The sequence below is a fragment of the Fodinibius halophilus genome, assembly GCF_011059105.1.
GTDB lineage: Bacteria > Bacteroidota > Rhodothermia > Balneolales > Balneolaceae > Fodinibius > Fodinibius halophilus.
Map to the genome: position 1 here is coordinate 26,089 of NZ_JAALLS010000008.1, position 20,814 is coordinate 46,902.

Annotated in this window: 19 protein-coding genes; 14 read left to right on the forward strand and 5 right to left on the reverse strand. The window is 43.8% G+C overall.

The genetic code is table 11. The annotated features are described in order from the left end of the window. Position 1: 1 nt before the first annotated feature. The 6 genes from G3569_RS07500 to proC all read left to right on the forward strand — a co-directional run bounded on the left by G3569_RS07500 (position 2) and on the right by proC (position 6,175). Positions 2-1,144, forward strand: coding sequence for an aspartate aminotransferase family protein (locus G3569_RS07500; protein WP_165267680.1), 1,143 nt, complete (start codon positions 2-4; stop codon positions 1,142-1,144). Next, positions 1,141-2,076 carry an N-acetylornithine carbamoyltransferase gene (locus G3569_RS07505; RefSeq protein ID WP_165267682.1) on the forward strand — a complete coding sequence of 312 codons (936 nt, stop codon included), beginning with the start codon at positions 1,141-1,143 and terminating at the stop codon, positions 2,074-2,076. The genes G3569_RS07500 and G3569_RS07505 overlap by 4 nt, the downstream gene beginning before the upstream one ends. Continuing rightward, complete coding sequence (argB, locus tag G3569_RS07510; protein WP_165267684.1) at positions 2,076-2,852, forward strand: acetylglutamate kinase; 777 nt, start codon at positions 2,076-2,078, stop codon at positions 2,850-2,852. Before G3569_RS07505 ends, argB begins: the two co-directional genes overlap by 1 nt. Then, the gene (locus G3569_RS07515) at positions 2,849-3,907 is read left to right on the forward strand and encodes a M20 family metallo-hydrolase (protein ID WP_165267686.1); all 1,059 of its coding nucleotides are present in this window, start codon (positions 2,849-2,851) and stop codon (positions 3,905-3,907) included. Before argB ends, G3569_RS07515 begins: the two co-directional genes overlap by 4 nt. A 166-nt stretch (positions 3,908-4,073) precedes the next feature. Then, positions 4,074-5,363 carry an argininosuccinate lyase gene (gene argH / locus G3569_RS07520; RefSeq protein WP_165267688.1) on the forward strand — a complete coding sequence of 430 codons (1,290 nt, stop codon included), beginning with the start codon at positions 4,074-4,076 and terminating at the stop codon, positions 5,361-5,363. A gap of 11 nt (positions 5,364-5,374) precedes the next feature. Further along, a complete protein-coding gene (proC, locus tag G3569_RS07525; RefSeq protein WP_165267690.1) occupies positions 5,375-6,175 on the forward strand; it encodes a pyrroline-5-carboxylate reductase in 801 nt (266 codons plus the stop codon). Between the two features lie 198 nt (positions 6,176-6,373). On the opposite strand, the gene G3569_RS07530 is transcribed toward proC, so the two are convergent. From G3569_RS07530 to G3569_RS07540, 3 genes are all read right to left on the reverse strand, one after another. Then, on the reverse strand, positions 6,374-7,138 hold the full coding sequence (locus G3569_RS07530; protein WP_165267692.1) for a succinate dehydrogenase/fumarate reductase iron-sulfur subunit: 765 nt from the start codon (positions 7,136-7,138) through the stop codon (positions 6,374-6,376). A 112-nt stretch (positions 7,139-7,250) separates the two neighbouring features. Next, on the reverse strand, positions 7,251-9,170 hold the full coding sequence (locus tag G3569_RS07535; RefSeq protein ID WP_165267694.1) for a fumarate reductase/succinate dehydrogenase flavoprotein subunit: 1,920 nt from the start codon (positions 9,168-9,170) through the stop codon (positions 7,251-7,253). A 64-nt stretch (positions 9,171-9,234) separates the two neighbouring features. Next, a complete protein-coding gene (locus G3569_RS07540) occupies positions 9,235-9,933 on the reverse strand; it encodes a succinate dehydrogenase cytochrome b subunit (protein WP_165267696.1) in 699 nt (232 codons plus the stop codon). Positions 9,934-10,174: 241 nt separating this feature from the next. On the opposite strand from G3569_RS07540, the gene G3569_RS07545 reads away from it, so the two are divergent. The 7 genes from G3569_RS07545 (at position 10,175) to coaBC (ending at position 16,309) form a co-directional block, all read left to right on the forward strand. Beyond that, complete coding sequence (locus G3569_RS07545; RefSeq protein ID WP_165267698.1) at positions 10,175-10,795, forward strand: IMPACT family protein; 621 nt, start codon at positions 10,175-10,177, stop codon at positions 10,793-10,795. A 76-nt stretch (positions 10,796-10,871) separates the two neighbouring features. Beyond that, positions 10,872-11,426 (forward strand): cob(I)yrinic acid a,c-diamide adenosyltransferase, encoded by a 555-nt coding sequence (locus G3569_RS07550; protein ID WP_165267700.1) that lies wholly within the window; start codon positions 10,872-10,874, stop codon positions 11,424-11,426. Between the two features lie 139 nt (positions 11,427-11,565). Further along, a complete protein-coding gene (gene glmM / locus G3569_RS07555) occupies positions 11,566-12,912 on the forward strand; it encodes a phosphoglucosamine mutase (RefSeq protein WP_165267702.1) in 1,347 nt (448 codons plus the stop codon). Between the two features lie 437 nt (positions 12,913-13,349). Further along, complete coding sequence (locus G3569_RS07560) at positions 13,350-14,231, forward strand: YicC/YloC family endoribonuclease (RefSeq protein ID WP_240894641.1); 882 nt, start codon at positions 13,350-13,352, stop codon at positions 14,229-14,231. Continuing rightward, positions 14,224-14,799: a guanylate kinase gene (gene gmk / locus G3569_RS07565; RefSeq protein WP_165267704.1), complete on the forward strand. Its 576-nt coding sequence runs from the start codon at positions 14,224-14,226 to the stop codon at positions 14,797-14,799. Before G3569_RS07560 ends, gmk begins: the two co-directional genes overlap by 8 nt. 16 nt (positions 14,800-14,815) lie before the next feature. Continuing rightward, entirely contained in the window at positions 14,816-15,109 is a 294-nt protein-coding gene (locus G3569_RS07570) for a DNA-directed RNA polymerase subunit omega (RefSeq protein ID WP_165267706.1), read from the forward strand. Between the two features lie 3 nt (positions 15,110-15,112). Further along, positions 15,113-16,309 carry a bifunctional phosphopantothenoylcysteine decarboxylase/phosphopantothenate--cysteine ligase CoaBC gene (gene coaBC, locus G3569_RS07575; RefSeq protein WP_165267708.1) on the forward strand — a complete coding sequence of 399 codons (1,197 nt, stop codon included), beginning with the start codon at positions 15,113-15,115 and terminating at the stop codon, positions 16,307-16,309. Positions 16,310-16,335: 26 nt separating this feature from the next. Here the strand turns inward: coaBC and G3569_RS07580 are convergent, their stop codons facing one another. Together G3569_RS07580 and G3569_RS07585 are read right to left on the reverse strand one after the other, a co-directional pair. Beyond that, positions 16,336-18,471, reverse strand: coding sequence for a PAS domain S-box protein (locus G3569_RS07580; protein ID WP_165267710.1), 2,136 nt, complete (start codon positions 18,469-18,471; stop codon positions 16,336-16,338). 82 nt (positions 18,472-18,553) lie between these two features. Further along, the gene (locus G3569_RS07585) at positions 18,554-19,696 is read right to left on the reverse strand and encodes a hypothetical protein (protein WP_165267712.1); all 1,143 of its coding nucleotides are present in this window, start codon (positions 19,694-19,696) and stop codon (positions 18,554-18,556) included. Positions 19,697-19,908: 212 nt separating this feature from the next. Here G3569_RS07585 and G3569_RS07590 point away from each other — a divergent pair, with 212 nt between their 5' ends. Beyond that, a complete protein-coding gene (locus tag G3569_RS07590) occupies positions 19,909-20,814 on the forward strand; it encodes a hypothetical protein (protein ID WP_165267714.1) in 906 nt (301 codons plus the stop codon).

Genomic DNA, 20,814 nt, shown 5'->3' on the forward strand with positions numbered 1-20,814 from the left:
GATGAATATTTTTGACGTATATCCCCTACTCGATCTTGAACCAGTTAAAGCCGAAGGCAACTATATCTTCTGCAGTAACGGGAAGAAGTACCTGGATTTCTATGGCGGTCATGCAGTGATCTCCATCGGTCACAGTAACCCGCACTATATTTCCAAGATTAGCGAACAGCTGAACAACATCGGCTTTTATTCTAACTCGGTACAAAATCCCCTGCAGGCCGAACTAGCACAGAAACTGGGAGCACTCTCCGGTTATGAAGATTACCAACTATTTCTCTGTAACTCGGGAGCCGAAGCCATAGAAAACGCCCTTAAGATGGCGTCTTTCCACACCGGCAAATCAAAAGTCATTGCTTTTAACAAGGCCTTCCACGGACGCACCACTTCGGCACTAAGTGTCACCGACAATGATAAATATACCGCACCGATTAATGAGAGCAATAATGCAATCTTCCTGGAGATAAATGACCTGGAAGCCTTTAAACAGGAGATCTCCAAAGGTGATACATGCGCTGTACTACTTGAAGGCATTCAAGGTATTGGTGGTATTCGCCTTTTTGAGGATTCCTTTCTTCAAGAAGTAGAATCGCTCTGTGAAAAACATAATGTGGTATTTATATGTGACGAAATACAATCCGGCTACGGACGAACCGGAGCCTTTTTTGCTCACCAACACGCCGGCATCACCCCTGATATTATCACCGTAGCTAAAGGTATGGGCAACGGCTTCCCGGTAGCGGGCACCATATTGAGTCCCAATTTTGAAGCCGTTCACGGGCAACTGGGATCTACCTTCGGCGGCAACCAACTGGCCTGTGCCGCAGCCACTGCGGTACTGGAAATTATTGAAGAGGAACAGCTTATTGATAATGCAGCTATCCACGGCAATGCCCTCTTTAAAAAACTAAACACCCTGCCCAGAATTATGGAAGTACGCGGCAAGGGCTTGATGATCGGGCTGGAATTCCCATTTCCCATAAAAGAGTTGCGACAGCAGCTGATTAACCAAGAACAGGTTGTGACCGGCGTAGCCTCCAACCCAAATGTGCTACGGCTATTGCCGCCACTGACTATTACCAAAGCCGAAATCGATCATCTTTTCACTGCACTACAAAACGTCTTAACACAGCACGTATACCAATGACCAATTTTACATCCATACACGATACTGATAATCCACAAGCACTTGTACAGCAAGTACTTGAACTGAAACAAAATAGCTCCCCTTCCACTCTCGGAATGGGTAAAACCCTGGGACTCATCTTCTTTAATCCCAGCTTGCGAACCCGCCTGAGTACTCAAAAAGCCGCTACTAACCTCGGCATGAATGTGATCGTCATGAATATTAACGGCGATGCCTGGAATATCGAGTTTGAAGATGGGACCGTGATGAATGGTTCTACCCAGGAACATATCAAAGATGCTGTGCAAGTCATTAGTGGCTACTGCGACGTGATGGGCGTCAGAACCTTTGCCAAGCTCGAGGATCCTCAAGAAGATTACCAGGAAAAGGTTTTGAACAACTTCATAAAGCATTCCTCGGTACCGCTTGTCAGCCTGGAATCAGCCACCTTGCATCCCCTGCAATCACTAACCGACCTGGCCACTATCACCGAAACCGGAAATAGCACACCCAAAGTAGTGTTAAGCTGGGCTCCTCATCCCAAAAAATTGCCGCAGGCCGTGGCGAACTCATTTTTACAATGGATAACTGCAACCGATGCCCAAACTACGGTTGTGCATCCCAAGGGATATGAACTCAGCGATGAGTTTACAGATGGAGTTGAAGTCAGTCATGATCAGGAAACCGCGCTAAAAGACGCCGATTTCGTCTATACCAAGAACTGGTGCAGCTATGCCCAATACGGGCAGACGCCCCCGGTGGAGAAAGACTGGACAATCAACCAACAGAAAATGAAACTGACCAATAACGGCAAGTTTATGCACTGCCTGCCAATTCGAAGAAATGTGGTAGCAACTGATGAAGTAATTGATAACTCATTAGTGTACGAACAGGCTAAAAATCGCGAGTATGCCGCCCAGGCCGTACTTCAAAATATATTGGAGGAACTATAATGCAGAAATTACAGATTATTAAAATTGGCGGAAAGATCGTCAATGACGGACAAAAATTAGATAGGTTTATAGATCACTTTACCCAGCTTGACCATCCCAAAATACTGGTTCATGGTGGCGGAAACTCGGCTTCCAGGCTTTGCAAAAATCTGGATATCCCTATCCAAATGAATAACGGGCGTCGTATTACCGATACACTCACTCTGGATGTAGCTGTAATGGTATATGCGGGCCTCATCAATAAAACCATTGTAGCTAAACTACAGGAGCACCCATGCAACGCATTGGGACTTTCGGGTGCGGACCTAAATATCATCCCTGCCACCAAGAGAAGTGGCACTGAGATAGATTATGGATTTGTGGGTGATATTCAAGCGGATGAGATCAATACCTACTTTATAAAGCGACTTTTGGATGAGCAGATTATCCCGGTTTTCTCGGCGATCACCCATGATGAACAAGGGCAACTGCTCAACACCAATGCTGATACCATAGCTTCTGTGCTGGCAGTGGCTCTTGCCAAAAATTACGAGATAACCCTGACCTACTGTTTTGAAAAAGTTGGCGTTTTGCACGATGAAGAAGATGAGGGTTCACTCATAAAGCATATGACAATGGATTATTTTTCAGAGTTGAAAGATGATGGCACCATCCACGATGGAATGATCCCAAAACTGGATACCGCTTTTGAGGCTCTTAAACGAGATATCGACAAGGTATACATCAAACATGCTCAAAATCTGACGACCAAAATAGGAACGGAGCTGGCACTATGACTCAACTGCTAACTGAAGCCACAGATTTATTAAAACAACTGATTGCAACCCGGTCAGTTTCAGGCGATGAGGGAGCTACCGCCGACCTAATCCAACAGTATTTGGAGGCAAAAGGTGTTCCCGTCAAGCGACAGCTGAATAACGTTTGGGCAATGAACACAGCTTTTGAACCCGACCGCCCCACCCTGTTGCTGAATTCACATCATGATACCGTGAAACCCAACTCCGACTACAGCCGTGATCCTTTTCAGCCGACCGTTGAGGACGGCAAGGTCTTTGGCCTGGGATCTAATGATGCTGGTGGAGCGTTGGTCTCACTTATTTCCACATTCCTCTATTTTTACGAGCAGCAAAACCTGAACTATAACTTAGTATTGGCCGCCACCGCCGAAGAGGAAATTTCCGGGGATAAAGGCATTAGTGCTATCTGGGATCAATTGCCTGAAATTGATAGTGCCATCGTCGGTGAACCTACGCAAATGCGCATGGCTGTAGCTGAAAAGGGGCTGATGGTGCTGGATTGTACTGCCAACGGGAAAAGTGGCCATGCCGCCCGTGGTGAAGGCAATAACGCCATCTACACCGCTATGGATGATATCGCGTGGATTAAAAACCACCAGTTTGAGAAAATCTCTAACTTCCTGGGGCCTATAAAGATGACGACAACCATCATTAAAAGTGGGAGCAAACATAATGTGGTCCCCAACAGCTGCCTATTTACTGTGGATGTGCGTACTACCGATGCCCACAGTAATGAAGAAACACTGGATATTATTAAGCAGCATCTTAAGTCGGAGGTCACACCACGATCTACAAGACTCAATCCTTCATCCATTCCGCCGGATCATCCACTCGTACAAGCCGGGCAAAAGCTGGGGATTACGACCTTTGGGTCGCCCACCCTTTCTGACCAGGCGCTGATGCCGGTACCGTCCCTAAAGATGGGGCCGGGGAAGTCAGCTCGTTCTCATACGGACAATGAGTTTATCTGTCTGTCGGAGATTGAGGAGGGTATAAATGGATACATTACACTATTGAAACAGGTAGTCCATTGAAAAATGGCGATAAAGAACTATAGCTTTTATCAAATAATCAGCAACTATTAAACGGCTACAGTAAAAACAAAGATTTCTCTCCGCCAAAAGGCGGATCGAAATGACAACCGAAGTTAATAAATAACTAATAACCAATACACCATTAACAATTAACTAAGAACAAATCATGAAGCTCTGGGATAAAGGACAACAATCGACAAGCGATATCATTGATCAGTTTACCGTGGGTGAAGACCGGGTGTTGGATCTGCAAATAGCAGCATATGACCTGCAAGCTTCCAAAGCGCATGCCCAGATGTTAACCAGCATCGATATACTTTCGGAAGAACAGTTGGAAGCGCTCACTCACGAACTGGATCAACTCTTGGAACAGGTTAACGACGGCAGTTTCATTATCGAAGAAGATTTTGAGGATGTGCATTCCAAGATCGAATATGAGCTCACTGAAGCACTCGGCGACATTGGCAAGAAGATCCATACAGGACGTTCACGAAACGACCAGGTGTTGGTCTGCTTGCATATGTATGTGAAGGAGCAGATCCAGGAGATCAAAAGCTTAATCAAAGGGCTATTTGAGCAGCTCATCGATCTGAGTGAAGAGCATAAAGAGGTGTTGATTCCCGGCTATACGCACATGCAGGTAGCTATGCCCTCTTCTTTTGGCTTGTGGTTTGGAGCCTATGCCGAATCGCTGGCAGATGACCTGCAACTATTGAATGCAGCCTACCAAATTGCGGATCAAAATCCTTTGGGATCAGCGGCCGGCTATGGAAGCTCTCTTCCCCTGGATCGCGAAATGACCACTAAATTATTGGGATTTAGCACACTAAGATACAATTCTGTGGCGGCCCAGATGAGTCGTGGCAGACTTGAGAAACAAACAGCATTTGCGCTCAGTACCGTGGCAGGAACTCTTTCCAAGATGGCGATGGATATATGTCTGTATTGTAGTCAAAATTATGAGTTTTTATCTTTTCCCGATGAGTTGACTACCGGCTCCAGCATTATGCCCCATAAAAAGAACCCGGATGTGTTCGAACTAATTCGTGCCAAATGTAATGATATCCAATCGTTGCCCAATCAGTTAACACTGGTAACCAATAACCTGCCCAGCGGCTACCACAGGGATTATCAACTTCTAAAAGAAAAGCTCTTCCCCGCTGTAGAAACGCTTAAATCGTGCCTGGAAATGAGTCACTTTATGTTTCAGTACGTACATATTAAAACAGATGTTATTGATGACGACAGGTACAATTATATCTTCAGTGTGGAGTCTGTGAATGAAAAAGTAGAGGCAGGCGTGCCTTTTAGAAAGGCATACCAAGAGATAGGACAAAACATTGCCGAAGGGACATTTTCTCCTGTAAAGGAGGTGAATCATTCCCATGAAGGTAGTATTGGCAATCTTTGTAATGAAGAGATCAAGATTAAATTTGAACAAGCATTTAACTCATAAAATCCATTACTATGAAAACAGAAGTCGCTATTCTAGGAGGCGGAAATCTTGGAGCATGCCTGGCACAGGGATTTAAACAATCTTCTGAAGCAATTGATAAATACCATATTACTGTTACCCGAAGGAATGTAGAATTGATCAACCACCTGGAGGGTGAAAACATTGATGTTTCTGCTGATAATATTGCAGCTGTAGAAGGTGCTGACATCGTTATTTTTGCTGTTCAGCCTACTCAAATAAAACCCTTGGTAGAGGAGATAAAGCCGGTATTGGATCCTGAAAGACATATCCTCGCTTCTACTATGGCGGGGGTCAGTAGTGATGACATTGCGGAACTTACCGGTACGGAGTTTGCAATTCTTCGCATTATGCCCAATACCGCGGCAGCTGTTAACCGGGCAATGACCTGCGTAGAACAGACCCAAAACAAAAAAGCAGAGGCTGAAATTATTGAACTATTCGAAACGATTGGACGAACACTGGTTCTCCAATCTGAGCTGATGGAAGCAACCACCGTACTGGGAGCTTGTGGCATCGCCTTCTTTTTGCGATACATCCGTGCAGCATCGCAAGGTGGGATTGAAGTGGGATTCCATGCTGAAGAAGCACAACTTATTGCAGCCCAAACAGCATTAGGAGCCTCTGCCCTGCTGTTGGATTCCAACAATCACCCGGAGCATGAAATTGACAAGGTAACCACGCCCAAAGGCTGTACCATTGCCGGACTTAATGAGATGGAACATAACGGACTCAGCTCTGCCCTGATTAAAGGTATCAAGACCTCTTTTGAGAAGATTGAGGACATTGGATGAGAATGGGATTAAGTAACTGGCTTTTAAGGGGTAAACATCAAATTCTCTTCCGGGGCAGAGCACCGGAAGGAGAAAGGATAAATATCAAGAGTAGTAGTGACACAGCGCCCCGTGTCACTACTATCCCATCCTAGAAAATAAAAGCTCCGTAGCAGAGCTACGGAGCCAGATCACAAAATAACAGTAAATGCCTCAAAGCTAGGCTTCAGACCCTTTTAATGCGGCTTTCATATAATTGCGACGCATCTCGGCGATAGCAGAAATGGAAATTCCTTTCGGGCAAACGGCTTCACATTCAGCGTAGTTAGAACAATCTCCAAAACCTTCTTCTTCCATCTGTTCAACCATAGCCACCGTACGTTCAGCACGCTCAGGCTCCCCTTGCGGCAAGCGATTGAGATGTGCAAGCTTAGCACCGGTAAACAGCGAGGCCGAAGAGTTCGGACATGCTGCCACACAAGCACCGCAACCAATGCAAGTAGCATAATCAAAAGCCGTATCGGCTACCGACTTATCTACCGGAATAGAGTTGGCATCCGGAGCAGAACCTGTTTTAACCGATACGTACCCCCCGGCTTCAATAATACGGTCGAAAGCACTTCGGTCGACCACCAGATCTTTAATAACCGGGAATCCTTTAGCGCGAAACGGTTCAATAACGATAGTGTCGCCATCGCTGTAGTTACGCATATGTAACTGGCACGAACAGGTCATCGCTTTGGGTCCGTGTGCCTGACCATTGATCATCAGGTTACAAGAGCCGCAAATACCTTCACGGCAATCGTAATCAAACTCAATGGGTACACCGCCCTCTTTTACGATCTCCTCATTGAGAACGTCGAGCATCTCCAAAAACGACATATGCTCGTTAACTTTATCGAGGGTATAATCGACTAACTCACCGGGTTCATTGGGACCTTCTTGTCGCCAAATCTTAAGGTGAACGGTAAATGTATCAGCCATAATATCTTAATTTATCTGTTAGTTGGTCACTCCGAGGAAAAAACAACGAGGAATCTTAAGTAAGAATCAGTTCCAATCTTTAAGATCCTTCGTTCTGCTCAGGATGACTGCGTCACTTATAACTTCTCTGCTTCAGTTCTACAAAATCAAATTCGAGATCTTCTTTGTGGAGCTCTTCCTGCAACTCTCCGTTCACGCCCTGGAATTCCCAGGCAGCTACGTAAGAGTATTCTTTATCATTACGGAGTGCTTCCCCTTCATCAGACTGGTGCTCAGCCCGGAGGTGGCAACCGCAAGATTCGTCACGATGTAGGGCATCTTTCGCCATCAGCTCACCAAGTTCAAGGAAATCAGCAACACGACCGGCAAACTCCAAATACTTATTATAGTTGGCAGCCTCACCCGGTACGCGAACATTATTCCAGAACTCTTCGCGGAGCTCCTGTATCTCTTTAATTGCTTCTTTCAGTCCTTCTTCGCTACGAGAAATTCCTACTTTGTCCCACATAATCTGTCCCAACTCACGGTGGAACTCAACTACACTTTTGTCCCCGTCAACCTCAAAGAGCTTGTCGATATGCCCTTGAGCATTATCAGCAGCCTCATCAAAAGCATCATGATCTTTGCTAACATCAGGCAGCTCTTCGCCGGCAATGTAATTACCGATTGTATACGGGATAATAAAGTATCCGTCAGAAAGTCCCTGCATTAAAGCACTGGCTCCCAGTCGGTTTGCGCCGTGGTCCGAGAAGTTTGCTTCTCCGGCCACGAAAAGACCAGGAATATTACTCATCAGGTTATAATCGACCCAGAGCCCACCCATCGTATAGTGAACGGCGGGGAAGATACGCATTGGCTCCTCATAGGGATTATTGTCCGTAATATTTTCGTACATCTCAAAGAGGTTGCCATATTTGTCGGCTATTGCCTGCTTCCCTTCACGCTCAATGGCGTCATTAAAATCGAGATATACTGCACGGCCTGTTGGCCCTACGCCCATCCCTTCATCACAAACAATCTTAGCATTGCGAGAAGCGACATCTCGCGGAACCAGGTTACCGAATGCCGGATATTTTTCTTCGAGATAATAATACCGCTCATCTTCCGGAATATCATTTGGATGACGATCGTCGCCTTTCTCTTTGGGTACCCAAACACGTCCGTCATTACGGAGACTCTCACTCATCAGCGTCAGCTTAGACTGGTAATCACCGGAAACAGGAATACATGTTGGGTGAATCTGCACATAACATGGATTCGCAAAAGCAGCTCCACGCTTGTGGCATCGCCATGCAGCCGTTACGTTCGAGTTAATAGCATTTGTGGACAAATAAAAAGCATTACCATAACCGCCGCTGGCCAGAACAACTGCATCGGCCATCCAGCGCTTTATCTCACCGGAAACCAGATCACGGGTAATAATACCGCGCGCTTTTCCGTCAACAATTACCACGTCTAACATCTCCTGGCGGGTATGCAAATCAATTCTGCCTTCGTGCACTTGGCGCATCATTGCCTGGTAAGCACCGAGCAATAACTGCTGGCCCGTTTGCCCACGGGCATAAAAAGTTCGTGATACCTGCGCACCACCGAAGGATCGGTTGGCAAGCAGTCCGCCATATTCACGGGCAAAAGGCACGCCCTGTGCTACAGCCTGGTCAATAATTTCATTTGATATCTGGGCCAACCGATAGGTGTTAGACTCCCGTGAGCGATAATCGCCTCCTTTAATCGTATCGTAAAACAGGCGCCAGATTGTATCCCCATCATTGGGATAGTTTTTGGCGGCATTTATTCCACCCTGCGCCGCAATACTGTGTGCTCGTCGGGCCGAATCCTGAATACAAAAACTTTTAACATTGTATCCCAACTCAGCCAAACTTGCGGCTGCGGATCCACCGGCCAACCCGGTACCCACTACAATAACGTCATGTTTACGCTTATTGTTGGGCGCTACCAATTGAATGTCGTTAAGATGCTTGGACCATTTTTCTTCAAGCGGTCCGGAGGGAACTTTTGAATCTAAGTTCATAATCGAATCATGTTAGAATTAGGGAACACGGATGAATTGCTGTTCAGAATCATCTCGGTTCTAATCAGTAAGAAATTAATGCTGCATCAGGTCCTGCGAAATAGATATACAGCGGGATAAAAAGAAATCCGACGGCCATCAAAATTGCAAAAATGATACCCACGGTATAAATGAGGGCAGAATATTCGTTGTGCTTCATTGTCAACGATGTAAAAGCACTCCAAAAGCCGTGCCCAAGATGCAGTCCTAATAAGATCATCACCACCGTATATCCGAAAGCGTATATCGGTTGTTGAAAAGTAGCAATAACGAGTGATTTCAGATCTCGTGCCTCATGCCCATTAAGCATAATGGTTTCCGTGGCACCAAACTTAAACGTATCGATGTGAATCACTAAGAACACCAACAATACGATGCCGGTAAAAATCATCGATTTTGCCGCCCATGTCTGGTGGCTTGACCCACCTTTGCTTTGATACTTTTTGTAGCCTTGCGGACGGGCCTTTCGACGATTCCACCAAATAGAAATTCCGATATAGGCGTGAAGCAAAAATGCTACAGCTAAACCCGCTTCAAGGACATAAAGTATAAAACCTAAATTTTCTAAGGCATAGGTATACTCATTAAAGGCTTGTGGATCCCCGAAAAGAGTCAGGTTTCCAATCAGGTGAAAAATTATGAAAAGAATGAGGCCAACTCCTGTTATCCCTGTTAAAATCTTGCGGCCAACCTGAGATTTTAGCGCGTCTAGAAATGATGGCATCGTAGTATAATAATTTGATCTATTATGTTTAATCCATTGCGTTAACGCCAACGTATGGATCCTCGTTCCGAGGGGTGGAAGATGTGGCGAAATGGATAAAAAGGCAAGGTTATAAGCTCATATTTAAACCAAAATTCTTATTCAGAAATGTTCTAAATTGGAAATTATTTTCACGAATAAAAATCCTTAGTTTCCGAGTGATGAAAAATATTTTAATTCTAATATTACCTCTCTGCAAAATTTGAAAACTGTCAGCAGCTTAACGCGAACCAGTTTCCGCGAAAAGGGATCAAAATTTATAGGGTACCTGTTTTCTGTTGCTTCAACTGATGAGTTTGACGAACAGCTTCAACAGATAAAGGCGAAATATCCCGATGCGACACACCATTGCTACGGATGGCGTATTGATCCTAATAACCTGGAAGAGTTTGCACAGGATGACGGAGAACCAAGCGGAACGGCGGGACTGCCTATCCTCAACAAACTTAAATCGTATGAAGTGGTAAATTGTGGCTGCATTGTTGTTCGCTACTATGGCGGTACCAAGCTTGGAAAATCCGGACTTATTGAAGCATATGGCCGATCGGCAGAACACTGTTTGCAAAAAGCATCACTGGCCACGCTTATTGCCACTCAGAACTTTAAAATTCAATATCCCTATTCGGGGCAGTCTCATATCGACCGCCTTAAAAACCAGTTCGACCTCAAAGAACTGAATGCAGAATACCTCGAAGAAGTGACCGTTACGCTTGCATGCCGAACTTCACAGTCAGAACAGTTTGGAGATGCCCTGCACAAGCTGGAGCACAAAGGGTTTGAGATCGAACTGCTTGGACCAAGCTTTGTAACAATGAGTAGTTAACAGCATTTATATTTGACCTGAAAGTGTGCTCGCCACTCCGTACTTTAGCCTGTCAAATTTATATTAAAAGAATGTCATGAAGATATACACAAAAAGAGGCGACTCCGGAGATACTTCACTCTTTGGCGGAGAACGGATCTCGAAGTCTGCAGAACGCATTAAAGCATACGGAAATGTTGATGAATTGAATTCTTTTGTTGGATTAGCTGCCAGTTATGATCTTTCTGAGCAAGGCACTGAGCTTCTTAGCACTGTGCAGGAGATGTTGTTCAAGCTGGGTGCCGACCTTGCTACCCCTCCTTCATCAAAAACACGTATCGATCGTATCAGTGAACAGGACATCACTTTTTTAGAAGATGCTATTGATGAGTTGGAAGAAAATCTGGAACCTTTGAAAAACTTTATTCTTCCCGGTGGATCCCAACCCGGTGCTACCTTACATGTCGCACGAACTGTATGTCGACGGGCCGAACGCGCTACCGTTGCCTGCCAGGAAACTGATGAGATCTCGGACAATTGCGTCAAATTTTTAAATCGACTTTCTGACTTTTTGTTTGTTATTGCACGCTATGAAAATAAACATGCCGGTGTCCGCGAAGAAAGCTGGCAACCTGAGCGGAATGATCAGTAGTCAGTAGTCAGTAGTCAGTAGTCAGTTACAGGCTGAGTCATTTTTTCGGACATATAAAATTAAAAATTCAGATATCGCTTATTCTTTTGATATCTCAGCTAGATTCTATCTAATAATCCACACATAAGATATTCTATATATGAGTTTAATGATTTCAGTCTCGGGTATCCGGGGCATTTTCGGAACGGACTTAACCCCAGAAAACCTTAGCCAATTTACTGCTGCTTTTGGGAGTTGGACAGGTAGTGGAAAAGTAATTATAGGTCGTGATACAAGAGTAACAGGACAGATTTGTGAAGATATTGTCTCTGCCACCTTACAATCGGTGGGGTGCGATGTTATTAAAGTTGGTGTAGTGCCCACTCCTACTGTGGCAATGTCGGTTTTAAAGCATAATGCGGATGGAGCTATTATTATTTCGGCCAGCCACAACCCGGCCGACTGGAATGCCTTAAAACTGCTAAATGGGAAAAGTGAATTTCTGGATGCCGAGCAAGGCAAGGAAGTCATCCGTATAAGCGAAGAGCAATCGTACTCTTATAAAAGCTATAATGATATTGGAACTGTTACAACCGATACAGATGCGCTGGACCAGCACGTACAAACCATTTTGGACCTGCCGTATATCGATCCAAAACTTATAGCATCAAAAGACTTTTCGGTAGGTATTGATCCCGTTAACGGTACTGGAGCTATTGGCATCCCGACTATTCTTAGAGCCCTCGGAGTTGAAACGATCCATATGATCAACGAAGAAACGAATGGAAGGTTTGCTCATAATCCGGAACCCCTGCCCGAGCATTTACAAGATGTGTGCGAACTGGTTAAAGACAAAAAATGTGATCTAGGTGTTGTTACCGATCCTGATGCCGATCGCCTGGCCCTTGTCACCAACAAAGGTAATTTATTCGGAGAAGAGTATACGCAAGCAACCGCTTTCGACTTTATGCTAGAAAAAAAGGACGGAGCCTGTGCCACCAACCTCTCTTCTTCCAGGGTAGCTGAAGATGTAGCAAAAAAACATGGACAAAAATGTCACCGATCTGCAGTAGGAGAAATTAATGTTGTCAAAAAGATGCAAGAGGTCGGAGCCGTCATAGGCGGTGAAGGCAACGGTGGTGTTATTAATCCCGATCTCCATTACGGACGTGATGCTCTTGTTGGGGTAGCGATGGTATTGCAACTTTTAGCAGAACGGGACATCACTTCTGATGAGTACCGGCAAACCCTTCCCGACTACTCGATGCGTAAGAGCAAAATGCAGCTGGCCGATGTGGATGGGGATGCCATCCTTGAAAAGGCGAAATCAATTTATTCCGATTATGACCCGGATACTACGGATGGGGTGAAAATTGACTTCGAGGATGGATGGGTACATTTGAGAAAGTCTAATACAGAACCGATTATTCGTGTTTATTCGGAAGGTATATCTGCTGAAAAAGCTAAAAATCTAGCTGATAATGTAGTGGCTAAAGTTAGTAAGTAGCTGTCGATGTCAGTATTTTATCCCATTAGTTAGGGTATTCGATTGAAAGATCTTTCTAAAACTGGCACAAGTTTTAAACTTGCGCCAGTTAACAAAGGGTAAAAACGCAGGAATTTATTCGGAAGAGAAATCTGCTGAAAAGCCAAATCATTGGCAGAACAAGTTGTTCAAAAAGTTCAGGAATAGTTTCTCTTTGGAGGGTTTTGCAAACCCTGTTCCCGGCTGATTGTTTCATTGACAACCTATACTTTCAACGGGAGTATAATTCCCTGGGAACAGTTGCTTAATAGATTTTCAAAACCATACCTGTTGTTCGTTCTGGCATTCTATTACAGACATTTGTATATAAAAAAGGTGTAATAAGTAACAATTTTATAGAGAAGCATTCTTTCGTATCTTCTTTCGTCGCTTTTTAATTATTATCAGAAAATGTTGCTATGATCAAATCCATGACCGGTTTTGGCCGAGGTGAATCTTCTGCCAATGGCATCACTGTTACTGTTGAACTGAAAACAGTGAACAGTCGATATCTCGATATTTCATTTCGACTTCCTCAATCCCTGCAAAATAAGGAGCTGGAGCTCAAAGAGCTTCTGCAACAATATGTAGAGCGAGGCAAGGTAAATCTATCTATACGCGTTGATAAAGCAGATACCGGGATCCCCGAAGTTACCTTCAACGAAAACCTGGTCGAAGGCTATAAGCAACTGCTTAATGACCTTCGAGAAGCGGCCGGTATTGAAGAGCCTGTTCAACTGGAAACCCTGCTGGAGTTCAACGATATTTTTGAATCGCGTGAGCAAGATGCCGAAGAGATTGAACAGATCTGGCAACTTACACAGGATGCAACAAAATCAGCGGCGGATAAACTGGTAGAGATGCGCCTTCAAGAAGGTAGTCAACTGGAAGAAGATCTCAACAACCGGGTAGATCATATTGATGAGATGCTTTCTATTATTATGGATAAGTTGGAAGGACGTACCCAAGAGATTAGAGACGATCTTCTGGAACGCATCAATGATCTTATTGACAACGATAAAATTGATGAAGAACGTCTGGAGATGGAAGTGGCGGTATTGGTTGACAAGCAGGATATCACCGAAGAGATAGTACGCACACAATCTCATATTAAGTTTTTCAAGCAAGCAGTTAATAATGATGATGCGGTAGGCCGGCGCCTGAACTTTCTGAGTCAGGAAATTAACAGAGAGATAAATACCATCGGGTCTAAAGCTAATGACTCGGAGATCTCACAGTATGTAGTAAAGGCAAAAGAAAGTTTAGAACAGATAAGGGAGCAGGTACAAAACGTTGAATAACAAAGAAACAGGAAAGGTCATTGTCATTGTTGCGCCCAGCGGAGCCGGAAAAACAACCATTGCCCGGAAGCTGTTAGCCGATTACCCTGAAATTAAATTTTCAACTTCAGCTACTACCCGTCCTGCGCGCGAAGGCGAGAAGGATGGGCGCGAATACTATTTTCTCAGTGAAGAAGAGTTCAACCGTAAAGTCGAAAAAGGAGACTTTTTAGAGTGGGAATCATACAGTGGTAATAAATACGGGACTCTACAATCTGAAGTTGATAAACTGGTGGAATCTGGGTATTTTCCTCTGCTTGATATCGAAGTGAAGGGTGCACTCAACGTTCAGCGCATCTATGACAGTAACCTCGTTTCGATCTTCATCAAACCACCCTCGTTGGAAGTTCTTGAAGAACGATTGACCAATCGCGGAAGTGAAACGGATGAAACGCTCTCGAAACGATTGAAACGAGCTGAAATGGAAATGCAACATGCTGATGACTTCGATTATTCCGTTGTTAATGACGATTTGGAAACTGCGTATGCAGAAGTCAAGGAAATTATAGAATCTTTTATCACCGACTAAAAAGCTGGATTACAACATGGGTATTAAAACACTAGATATTGAAAAGCTTAATAAAGACACCGGTAATCAGTATGAATTGATTACCATTATGTCTAAGCGGGCACGTCAAATTGCCGCTAATGAAAAGCTTCAGCTCGACGAAAAACTGAAGTATTTCGAAGGCTTTGACGATGATGATGATTTTTCTTTCAACGAAGAGCAAGAAAACATCTCAAAAGAATTTGAAAAGCTCCCACATGCTACTCAGCGAGCTATTGATGAGATGCGACGTGGCGAAGTTTATTTCCGCTATCCAGAAAAAGAAGATTAATTTATGTTATCCGGAAAACGGATAATACTCGGTGTTACCGGAGGAATTGCAGCCTACAAGGCTGCTTTTCTTTTACGGGCCTACCAAAAAGCCGGGGCAGACGTTCGCGTAGCTATGACTCCCGCTGCAACCCGGTTTGTGGGAGTAGAAACGTTCTCTTCCCTTTCGAAACATGAAGTAGCTGTCGAGGTTTTCCCTGAAAACCGGGCTAATACCGAATCGTGGACCCAGCATATCTCATGGGCCGAATGGGCCGACCTTTTTGTCATTGCCCCCTGTACAGCCAACACTTTGGCTAAAATTGCCCATGGCATTTCTGACAATATGCTCACTGCTACCGTGCTGGCTGCCCGTTGTCCGCTGCTTATCTGTCCCACAATGGACGGAGAGATGTATGAAGCTCCTGCTGTTCAAACTAACTTAGAAACCGTCAAAGAACGTGGCTATCATCTGCTGGAACCTGAGGAGGGGTACCTTGCAAGCGGACTTGAAGGGAAAGGACGATTACCGGAAATAGCATCCATTCTGAAAGAAAGCAGTCGAATCATCCCAACAAACAATACCGAAGGCCCCTTAACCGGCCAAAAGGTTGTAGTAACAGCCGGCCCTACGCGTGAGTATATCGATCCCGTTCGATATATCTCCAATCCCAGCTCCGGGAAAATGGGCTTTGCCATGGCCGAAGCCGCTCAACAACTGGGAGCAGAAGTAACCCTTATTCACGGTCCGGTCTCTATTCCAAAACCCAGAGGTATTGAAACTGTTGAAATTGAATCAGCTGCCGATCTGTTTGAAGAAGTAAAAAAAGAAGCTGATGCCGATATCGTTATTATGGCTGCTGCAGTAGCTGACTTCAGCCCGCAAGAGACAAGCCGTCAAAAAATTAAAAAGAAAGGGGCAAAAACAGAGCTCTCGCTCACACAAACGCAGGATATTTTACGTTGGTTGGGTAAACACAAACAAGATGGACAACAGCTGATCGGCTTTGCAATGGAAACCGAAGAACTGATTAAAAATGCTCAAACTAAATTAGAGAAAAAAAATGCCGATTGGATTGTGGCAAATTCAATCTCAGAACCTGATGCCGGTTTCCAATCTGATACCAACAGCGTATACCTTTTGGATGGAAAATCTCAACAGCAGTTTAAAGGCAGTAAAAAAGAGGTGGCCTTAACCATCTTACAAACGATCTTCGGTTAAGCTACTCCAGCCGGCTCTGTTTTACTTTATTCCTCTTCCGCAATTTCGGCAAGTTGATGCTCTTCGTTCCTATTTGTCTTCTGGAAACAAACTTTAAAACTGCTTCCATCTTTACTGTCTACAGAGAGGTTACCGTCGAGCTGTTGAGTCAATGTTTGAATTAAATTCATTCCGATCGAATTTTGATCAGATATATTGAAATCATCGGGTAACCCAACTCCATCATCCCTAACTTCTAAATTGATCAGATCTGCATTTTGCTCCAGACTTATCCAAATTTTGCCTGTCTTTCTTCCTTTAAAAGCATGTTTATACGCATTAGTAACCAATTCATTAATTAAGATGGCACATGGGATGGCTTGGTTGATGTCAAGTGCTACATCGGGGGCACTAATCTCAATATCAATATGCTGATAGTCTAACGGCAGCGTTTGTTCCACCGTTTTAATCAATCGTTTCACATAGGTTTCAAATGATATATCAGCAAAATCATCCGATTGGTAAAGCATTTCATGAACAATCGCAATCGATTGAATACGCAGCTGACTATCACTGAGCACCTCTTTGGTTTTAGTATCCTCAATTTCAAAAGCCTGCAGCTGTAAGAAGCCGGAGATAATAGCAAGGTTATTTTTTACTCGATGGTGTATCTCTTCGAGCAGCACCTGCTTTTCTTTTACCGACTGTTGAAGCTTTCGCTCATTTTCTTTTCGCTCTGTCATATCGATGTAGATCCCAAAACCGGCAATAGGTTCACCGTCTAAAATCACCGGTATAGCAGCCAGTAAAATATCTTTGGCTTCTCCCCCTTTGGTATACCGGATAACATCTTCAAAGAAACGTCCCTCTACAAATCGTTTTCCCGGGAATCGAGGCACTTCTGAGTCCCCTTCAGGAACAATAATTGCGTCAATGTCGCGTCCCAAAAGCTCTTCTTCTTTAAAACCAAACAGCTTTTCAAAGCTCTGGTTCGTCATTTTTACCCGATTTTCACTATCTACCATCACCATTGCACTGGGAGCATTGAGAAATAGCTTGTGGAACATCTCTTCGTGCCGGCGTATCTTTTCTTTGGCTTTCTTTTGTTCCGTCAGATCTCGTACAATAGCCTGCACATATTTTTCTCCCCCCAGCTCCATTTTATTCAAACTCACTTCTGTTGATACCAGTGAACCGTCTTTCTTTTGATGTTGCCATTCAAACACCTGGGGATGCCCGGCAAGAGCTTCGTTTACCTTATTTCGGGCTTGTACTTTGGACTTTTGATTATCGGGCTGTCTATCCGGAGAAAACTGCTCCAATGATTTACCCAGCACTTCTTCTTTTGTAGAACAACCATAAATATTGAGTATCTCCTTATTACATTCTATAAACTCTTCACCGGACAACAGTAAAAAACCGTCATTGGCATTTTCAAATAGCCGCTGATATTTATGTTTTGTCTTCATCACTTCGGTGATATTCTCCATAAAGGTAAGCACAGAAACCAATTCTCCCTCCTCATCACGTAGTGCGGACCCATGAACCCGTAAATAAATCACCTCTCCCTCATTATTTAACATGCGAGTATTAAAAACGACCTTATCAGTTTTCGCTGACTTTATTTCTTCTATTTTTTGCTCAACAACCGCTCTATCTTCAGCATCTTTATAACGAAAGAATAAGGGCGTTTTCCCTATCACCTGCTCCTCGGTATAGCCCATAATTTCTCGGGACCGCTGCGACCATTTGATGACTTTAAAGTCTGCATCCCACTTAATCATTGCCAGGGGACTCTCCTTAACATGGTGATTAAGCTCATCGAAAGCACTTTTTGCCCTATTTTCGGCAATAACCCTATCTGTTACGTCATGGATAAAAACCATACGAGCTTCTTTATCCTCGTAGTTAAAATCATGGGAAGATAGGTTAACATAGAAAGACTCACCATTCTTTGACTGATGGTGTACAGACTTAGGTTCCCTGTTGTTATTTTCTAAAGCTTTATACAGTTCCTCTTTTCGATCAGCCAGTCGAATATCCTCGATTGTTAATGATGTTAATTCGTCTCGAGAATACTCATATTTTTTCTGAAAACTTTTGTTAGCGCTCAGAATTTGAAGAGTCCCTTTCTCATATATTAATATGGGATTGGGGTTTACATCAAATAAAAATTGATCCATATCCTAAATACATGTCTTCCAATTATTACCCTAAAAAGGGTAACTAAATTTATTTTTGCAAATATAAAACCAGAGATAGATTCTAGAACTCCCATTTATAAGTACGATGTGTCTTATGGTGATGACAGCCCAATGCTTCGAGGCTTCGTTGCATCAACCAGTTCTTTTCACTAACCCAGGCTCCTTCCAAATATTCGAGACTGGGAGCAGCCTCCTTCGTATATTGTATCCCGCGAGTAAATGTTAAGGCCTCTAGTCCCATTTTACGGTACTCCGGTCGAGTTCCGTAAACCAGTGTTCGAAGGTGTTTCGCCCTGCGTTTAAACCAAAACAGCTTGGGATAATGCCACCATCGCAACCTGCCACCGGTTTCTCTGGATATTTCATTTAAATCGGGCACACAAACAATGAAAGAGGCAGGATCACCGTCTACAAAAGCGATCAAGACGCTTTCCGGAATCAGCACCGGTTTTAATTTGTCGATCATATCCTCGATCGTATCCTGTGTTAACTCCGTAAACTCCTCTTCCCGCTCATCAATATCCTGTTCTCTCCATGCATCATTATAGATCTCCCGAATATATTCTGCATCCCGATAGATATTCTTCATATCAATCGGCCGCAGCTCTACATCATCACGGCTTTCAATACGATCGGTAATTCGCCGCATCCGCTCGGGGATGGGCTTATCAAAATTACGTTTATAACTCCAGTGATCATCGAACTTCTCTGCCCCTGTTTGTTCCAGCAGCTCCTTATAGTAAGGAGGATGATAATACATGCCATAGATGGGCGGTTCATCATAATTCTCAACTAATAACCCCCAGTAGGTATCATTTTCACCAAAATTGATGGGCCCTTGCATCGCATTGTACCCTCGCTTTTGATGCCATTCTGTAGCAAAATCAATTATTGCCTGAGCTAAATCGGGGTCGTTTTCCATCTCAATAAACCCCAGCCCTCCCATTGGCGGATCCAAAACCTCATCGCGTTTGGGAGTATTCATCACGGCAAAACGACCTACCACTGTACCATTATTTTTCACCAGAAAGCGTTCACACTCTCCTTTAGCAAAAAAGGCATTGGTATCACGATCAAAAATATTTTCAATCTCAAAACGGAAGGGCGGCCCCCACTGGGGATAATCCTCATAAATCCGAAATGGAAGATTGTGAAAGGCTTCTACCTGTTTATCGGAGCAAACCCGTTCAAAATCAAACGACATATATCTTATTATTTAGCCTTTTTACAATGTTATTATCAATGGAAGAAGAAGTTACATTCAGACATCAAATTCCAATAGATTTACACCAGAATAACACCTATTATTAGGTGGCTCAAATGCCAACTTAATATCTTGTATCTGGCTTGAAGGAACAAAAGAAAAAAAGAATAATTGCGCTACTTTTATTTGCTGCCTGTGTAATTAGCGGTTACATGTTTTTTGTTACTTTTGAGCATAGCCCTAAACACCTCAGCAGCCTTGCCCAGGCGGACTCATTAATTCAGACGGAACTCTCAAATTTCAATATTCGTCAGCAGCAGGTCCGCGTTTCAACCATCCCGGTAAATCCGGACTTTAAACGGAAGAAGTATCATCTGGGGGTCCCTTTCCAATTCTCAAAAACCCATTTTCATGCCGAACTGAATAATCGGCTGCATCCATACAATGTGGAAACCCCCGCTCACGTAACCTTTCCGCAAGAAGATATGAATATTCACCTGTTATACAAGGAAACTGTAATTCGCACCATATCGCTGCAAACCGACCCGGATTTGGCCTATAGCAGAGACCAGGCCAGCTTGATGATCGTTTTTGATGAAATGCCCGGTGAATCTACTATTGAACAAGTTCAACAATATGGAGAACCTATTCCGATAGTGTTAAAGATAAATAACCCCATGCAAGCCAACGAATGGCGAAAACGATTGGGCAGTAGGTACAACAGAATTATCTTTTGGCTGCAGAATAGTAACGGTACCGACCTGATTAAATCGAATCGTTCCAAAGCTATTGACAAACTCAATCAGCTACAACAGGTTCTTCCGCAAGCAATGATGTTGTATTTTAGCCGTTCAGATGAATCATCTGCTGATGTTAAAAAGGAAATCATTGCAAAAACGAAGATGACATTTGTCAACGGCAGTAATGCCCTTATTTTACACCACGAGATGGGGAAAGCCGTATTTTTTGATAAGCTTGAAAGTCTTCAATCACCGAAATCTCGCTCTATTGCGCTCATCTCCGGTAATACAACAACCTTGAACTGGCTAAATCAAAAATTGCCGGAACTGAAAAAATCCGGAATTAGTATAATACCACCGCCCAAAGCCAATTTATGA

What these genes read in the sequence shown, in the direction of transcription:
- G3569_RS07585 (WP_165267712.1), bottom strand. Translation starts at nt 19,696, where the DNA reads ATGTCGTTTGATTTTGAACGGGTTTGCTCCGATAAACAGGTAGAAGCC.
- coaBC (WP_165267708.1), top strand. Translation starts at nt 15,113, where the DNA reads ATGTTATCCGGAAAACGGATAATACTCGGTGTTACCGGAGGAATTGCA.
- argB (WP_165267684.1), top strand. Translation starts at nt 2,076, where the DNA reads ATGCAGAAATTACAGATTATTAAAATTGGCGGAAAGATCGTCAATGAC.
- glmM (WP_165267702.1), top strand. Translation starts at nt 11,566, where the DNA reads ATGAGTTTAATGATTTCAGTCTCGGGTATCCGGGGCATTTTCGGAACG.
- G3569_RS07530 (WP_165267692.1), bottom strand. Translation starts at nt 7,138, where the DNA reads ATGGCTGATACATTTACCGTTCACCTTAAGATTTGGCGACAAGAAGGT.
- G3569_RS07550 (WP_165267700.1), top strand. Translation starts at nt 10,872, where the DNA reads ATGAAGATATACACAAAAAGAGGCGACTCCGGAGATACTTCACTCTTT.
- G3569_RS07515 (WP_165267686.1), top strand. Translation starts at nt 2,849, where the DNA reads ATGACTCAACTGCTAACTGAAGCCACAGATTTATTAAAACAACTGATT.
- G3569_RS07560 (WP_240894641.1), top strand. Translation starts at nt 13,350, where the DNA reads ATGATCAAATCCATGACCGGTTTTGGCCGAGGTGAATCTTCTGCCAAT.
- G3569_RS07535 (WP_165267694.1), bottom strand. Translation starts at nt 9,170, where the DNA reads ATGAACTTAGATTCAAAAGTTCCCTCCGGACCGCTTGAAGAAAAATGG.
- G3569_RS07590 (WP_165267714.1), top strand. Translation starts at nt 19,909, where the DNA reads ATGTTTTTTGTTACTTTTGAGCATAGCCCTAAACACCTCAGCAGCCTT.
- proC (WP_165267690.1), top strand. Translation starts at nt 5,375, where the DNA reads ATGAAAACAGAAGTCGCTATTCTAGGAGGCGGAAATCTTGGAGCATGC.
- G3569_RS07500 (WP_165267680.1), top strand. Translation starts at nt 2, where the DNA reads ATGAATATTTTTGACGTATATCCCCTACTCGATCTTGAACCAGTTAAA.
- G3569_RS07505 (WP_165267682.1), top strand. Translation starts at nt 1,141, where the DNA reads ATGACCAATTTTACATCCATACACGATACTGATAATCCACAAGCACTT.
- G3569_RS07540 (WP_165267696.1), bottom strand. Translation starts at nt 9,933, where the DNA reads ATGCCATCATTTCTAGACGCGCTAAAATCTCAGGTTGGCCGCAAGATT.
- argH (WP_165267688.1), top strand. Translation starts at nt 4,074, where the DNA reads ATGAAGCTCTGGGATAAAGGACAACAATCGACAAGCGATATCATTGAT.
- G3569_RS07570 (WP_165267706.1), top strand. Translation starts at nt 14,816, where the DNA reads ATGGGTATTAAAACACTAGATATTGAAAAGCTTAATAAAGACACCGGT.
- G3569_RS07580 (WP_165267710.1), bottom strand. Translation starts at nt 18,471, where the DNA reads ATGGATCAATTTTTATTTGATGTAAACCCCAATCCCATATTAATATAT.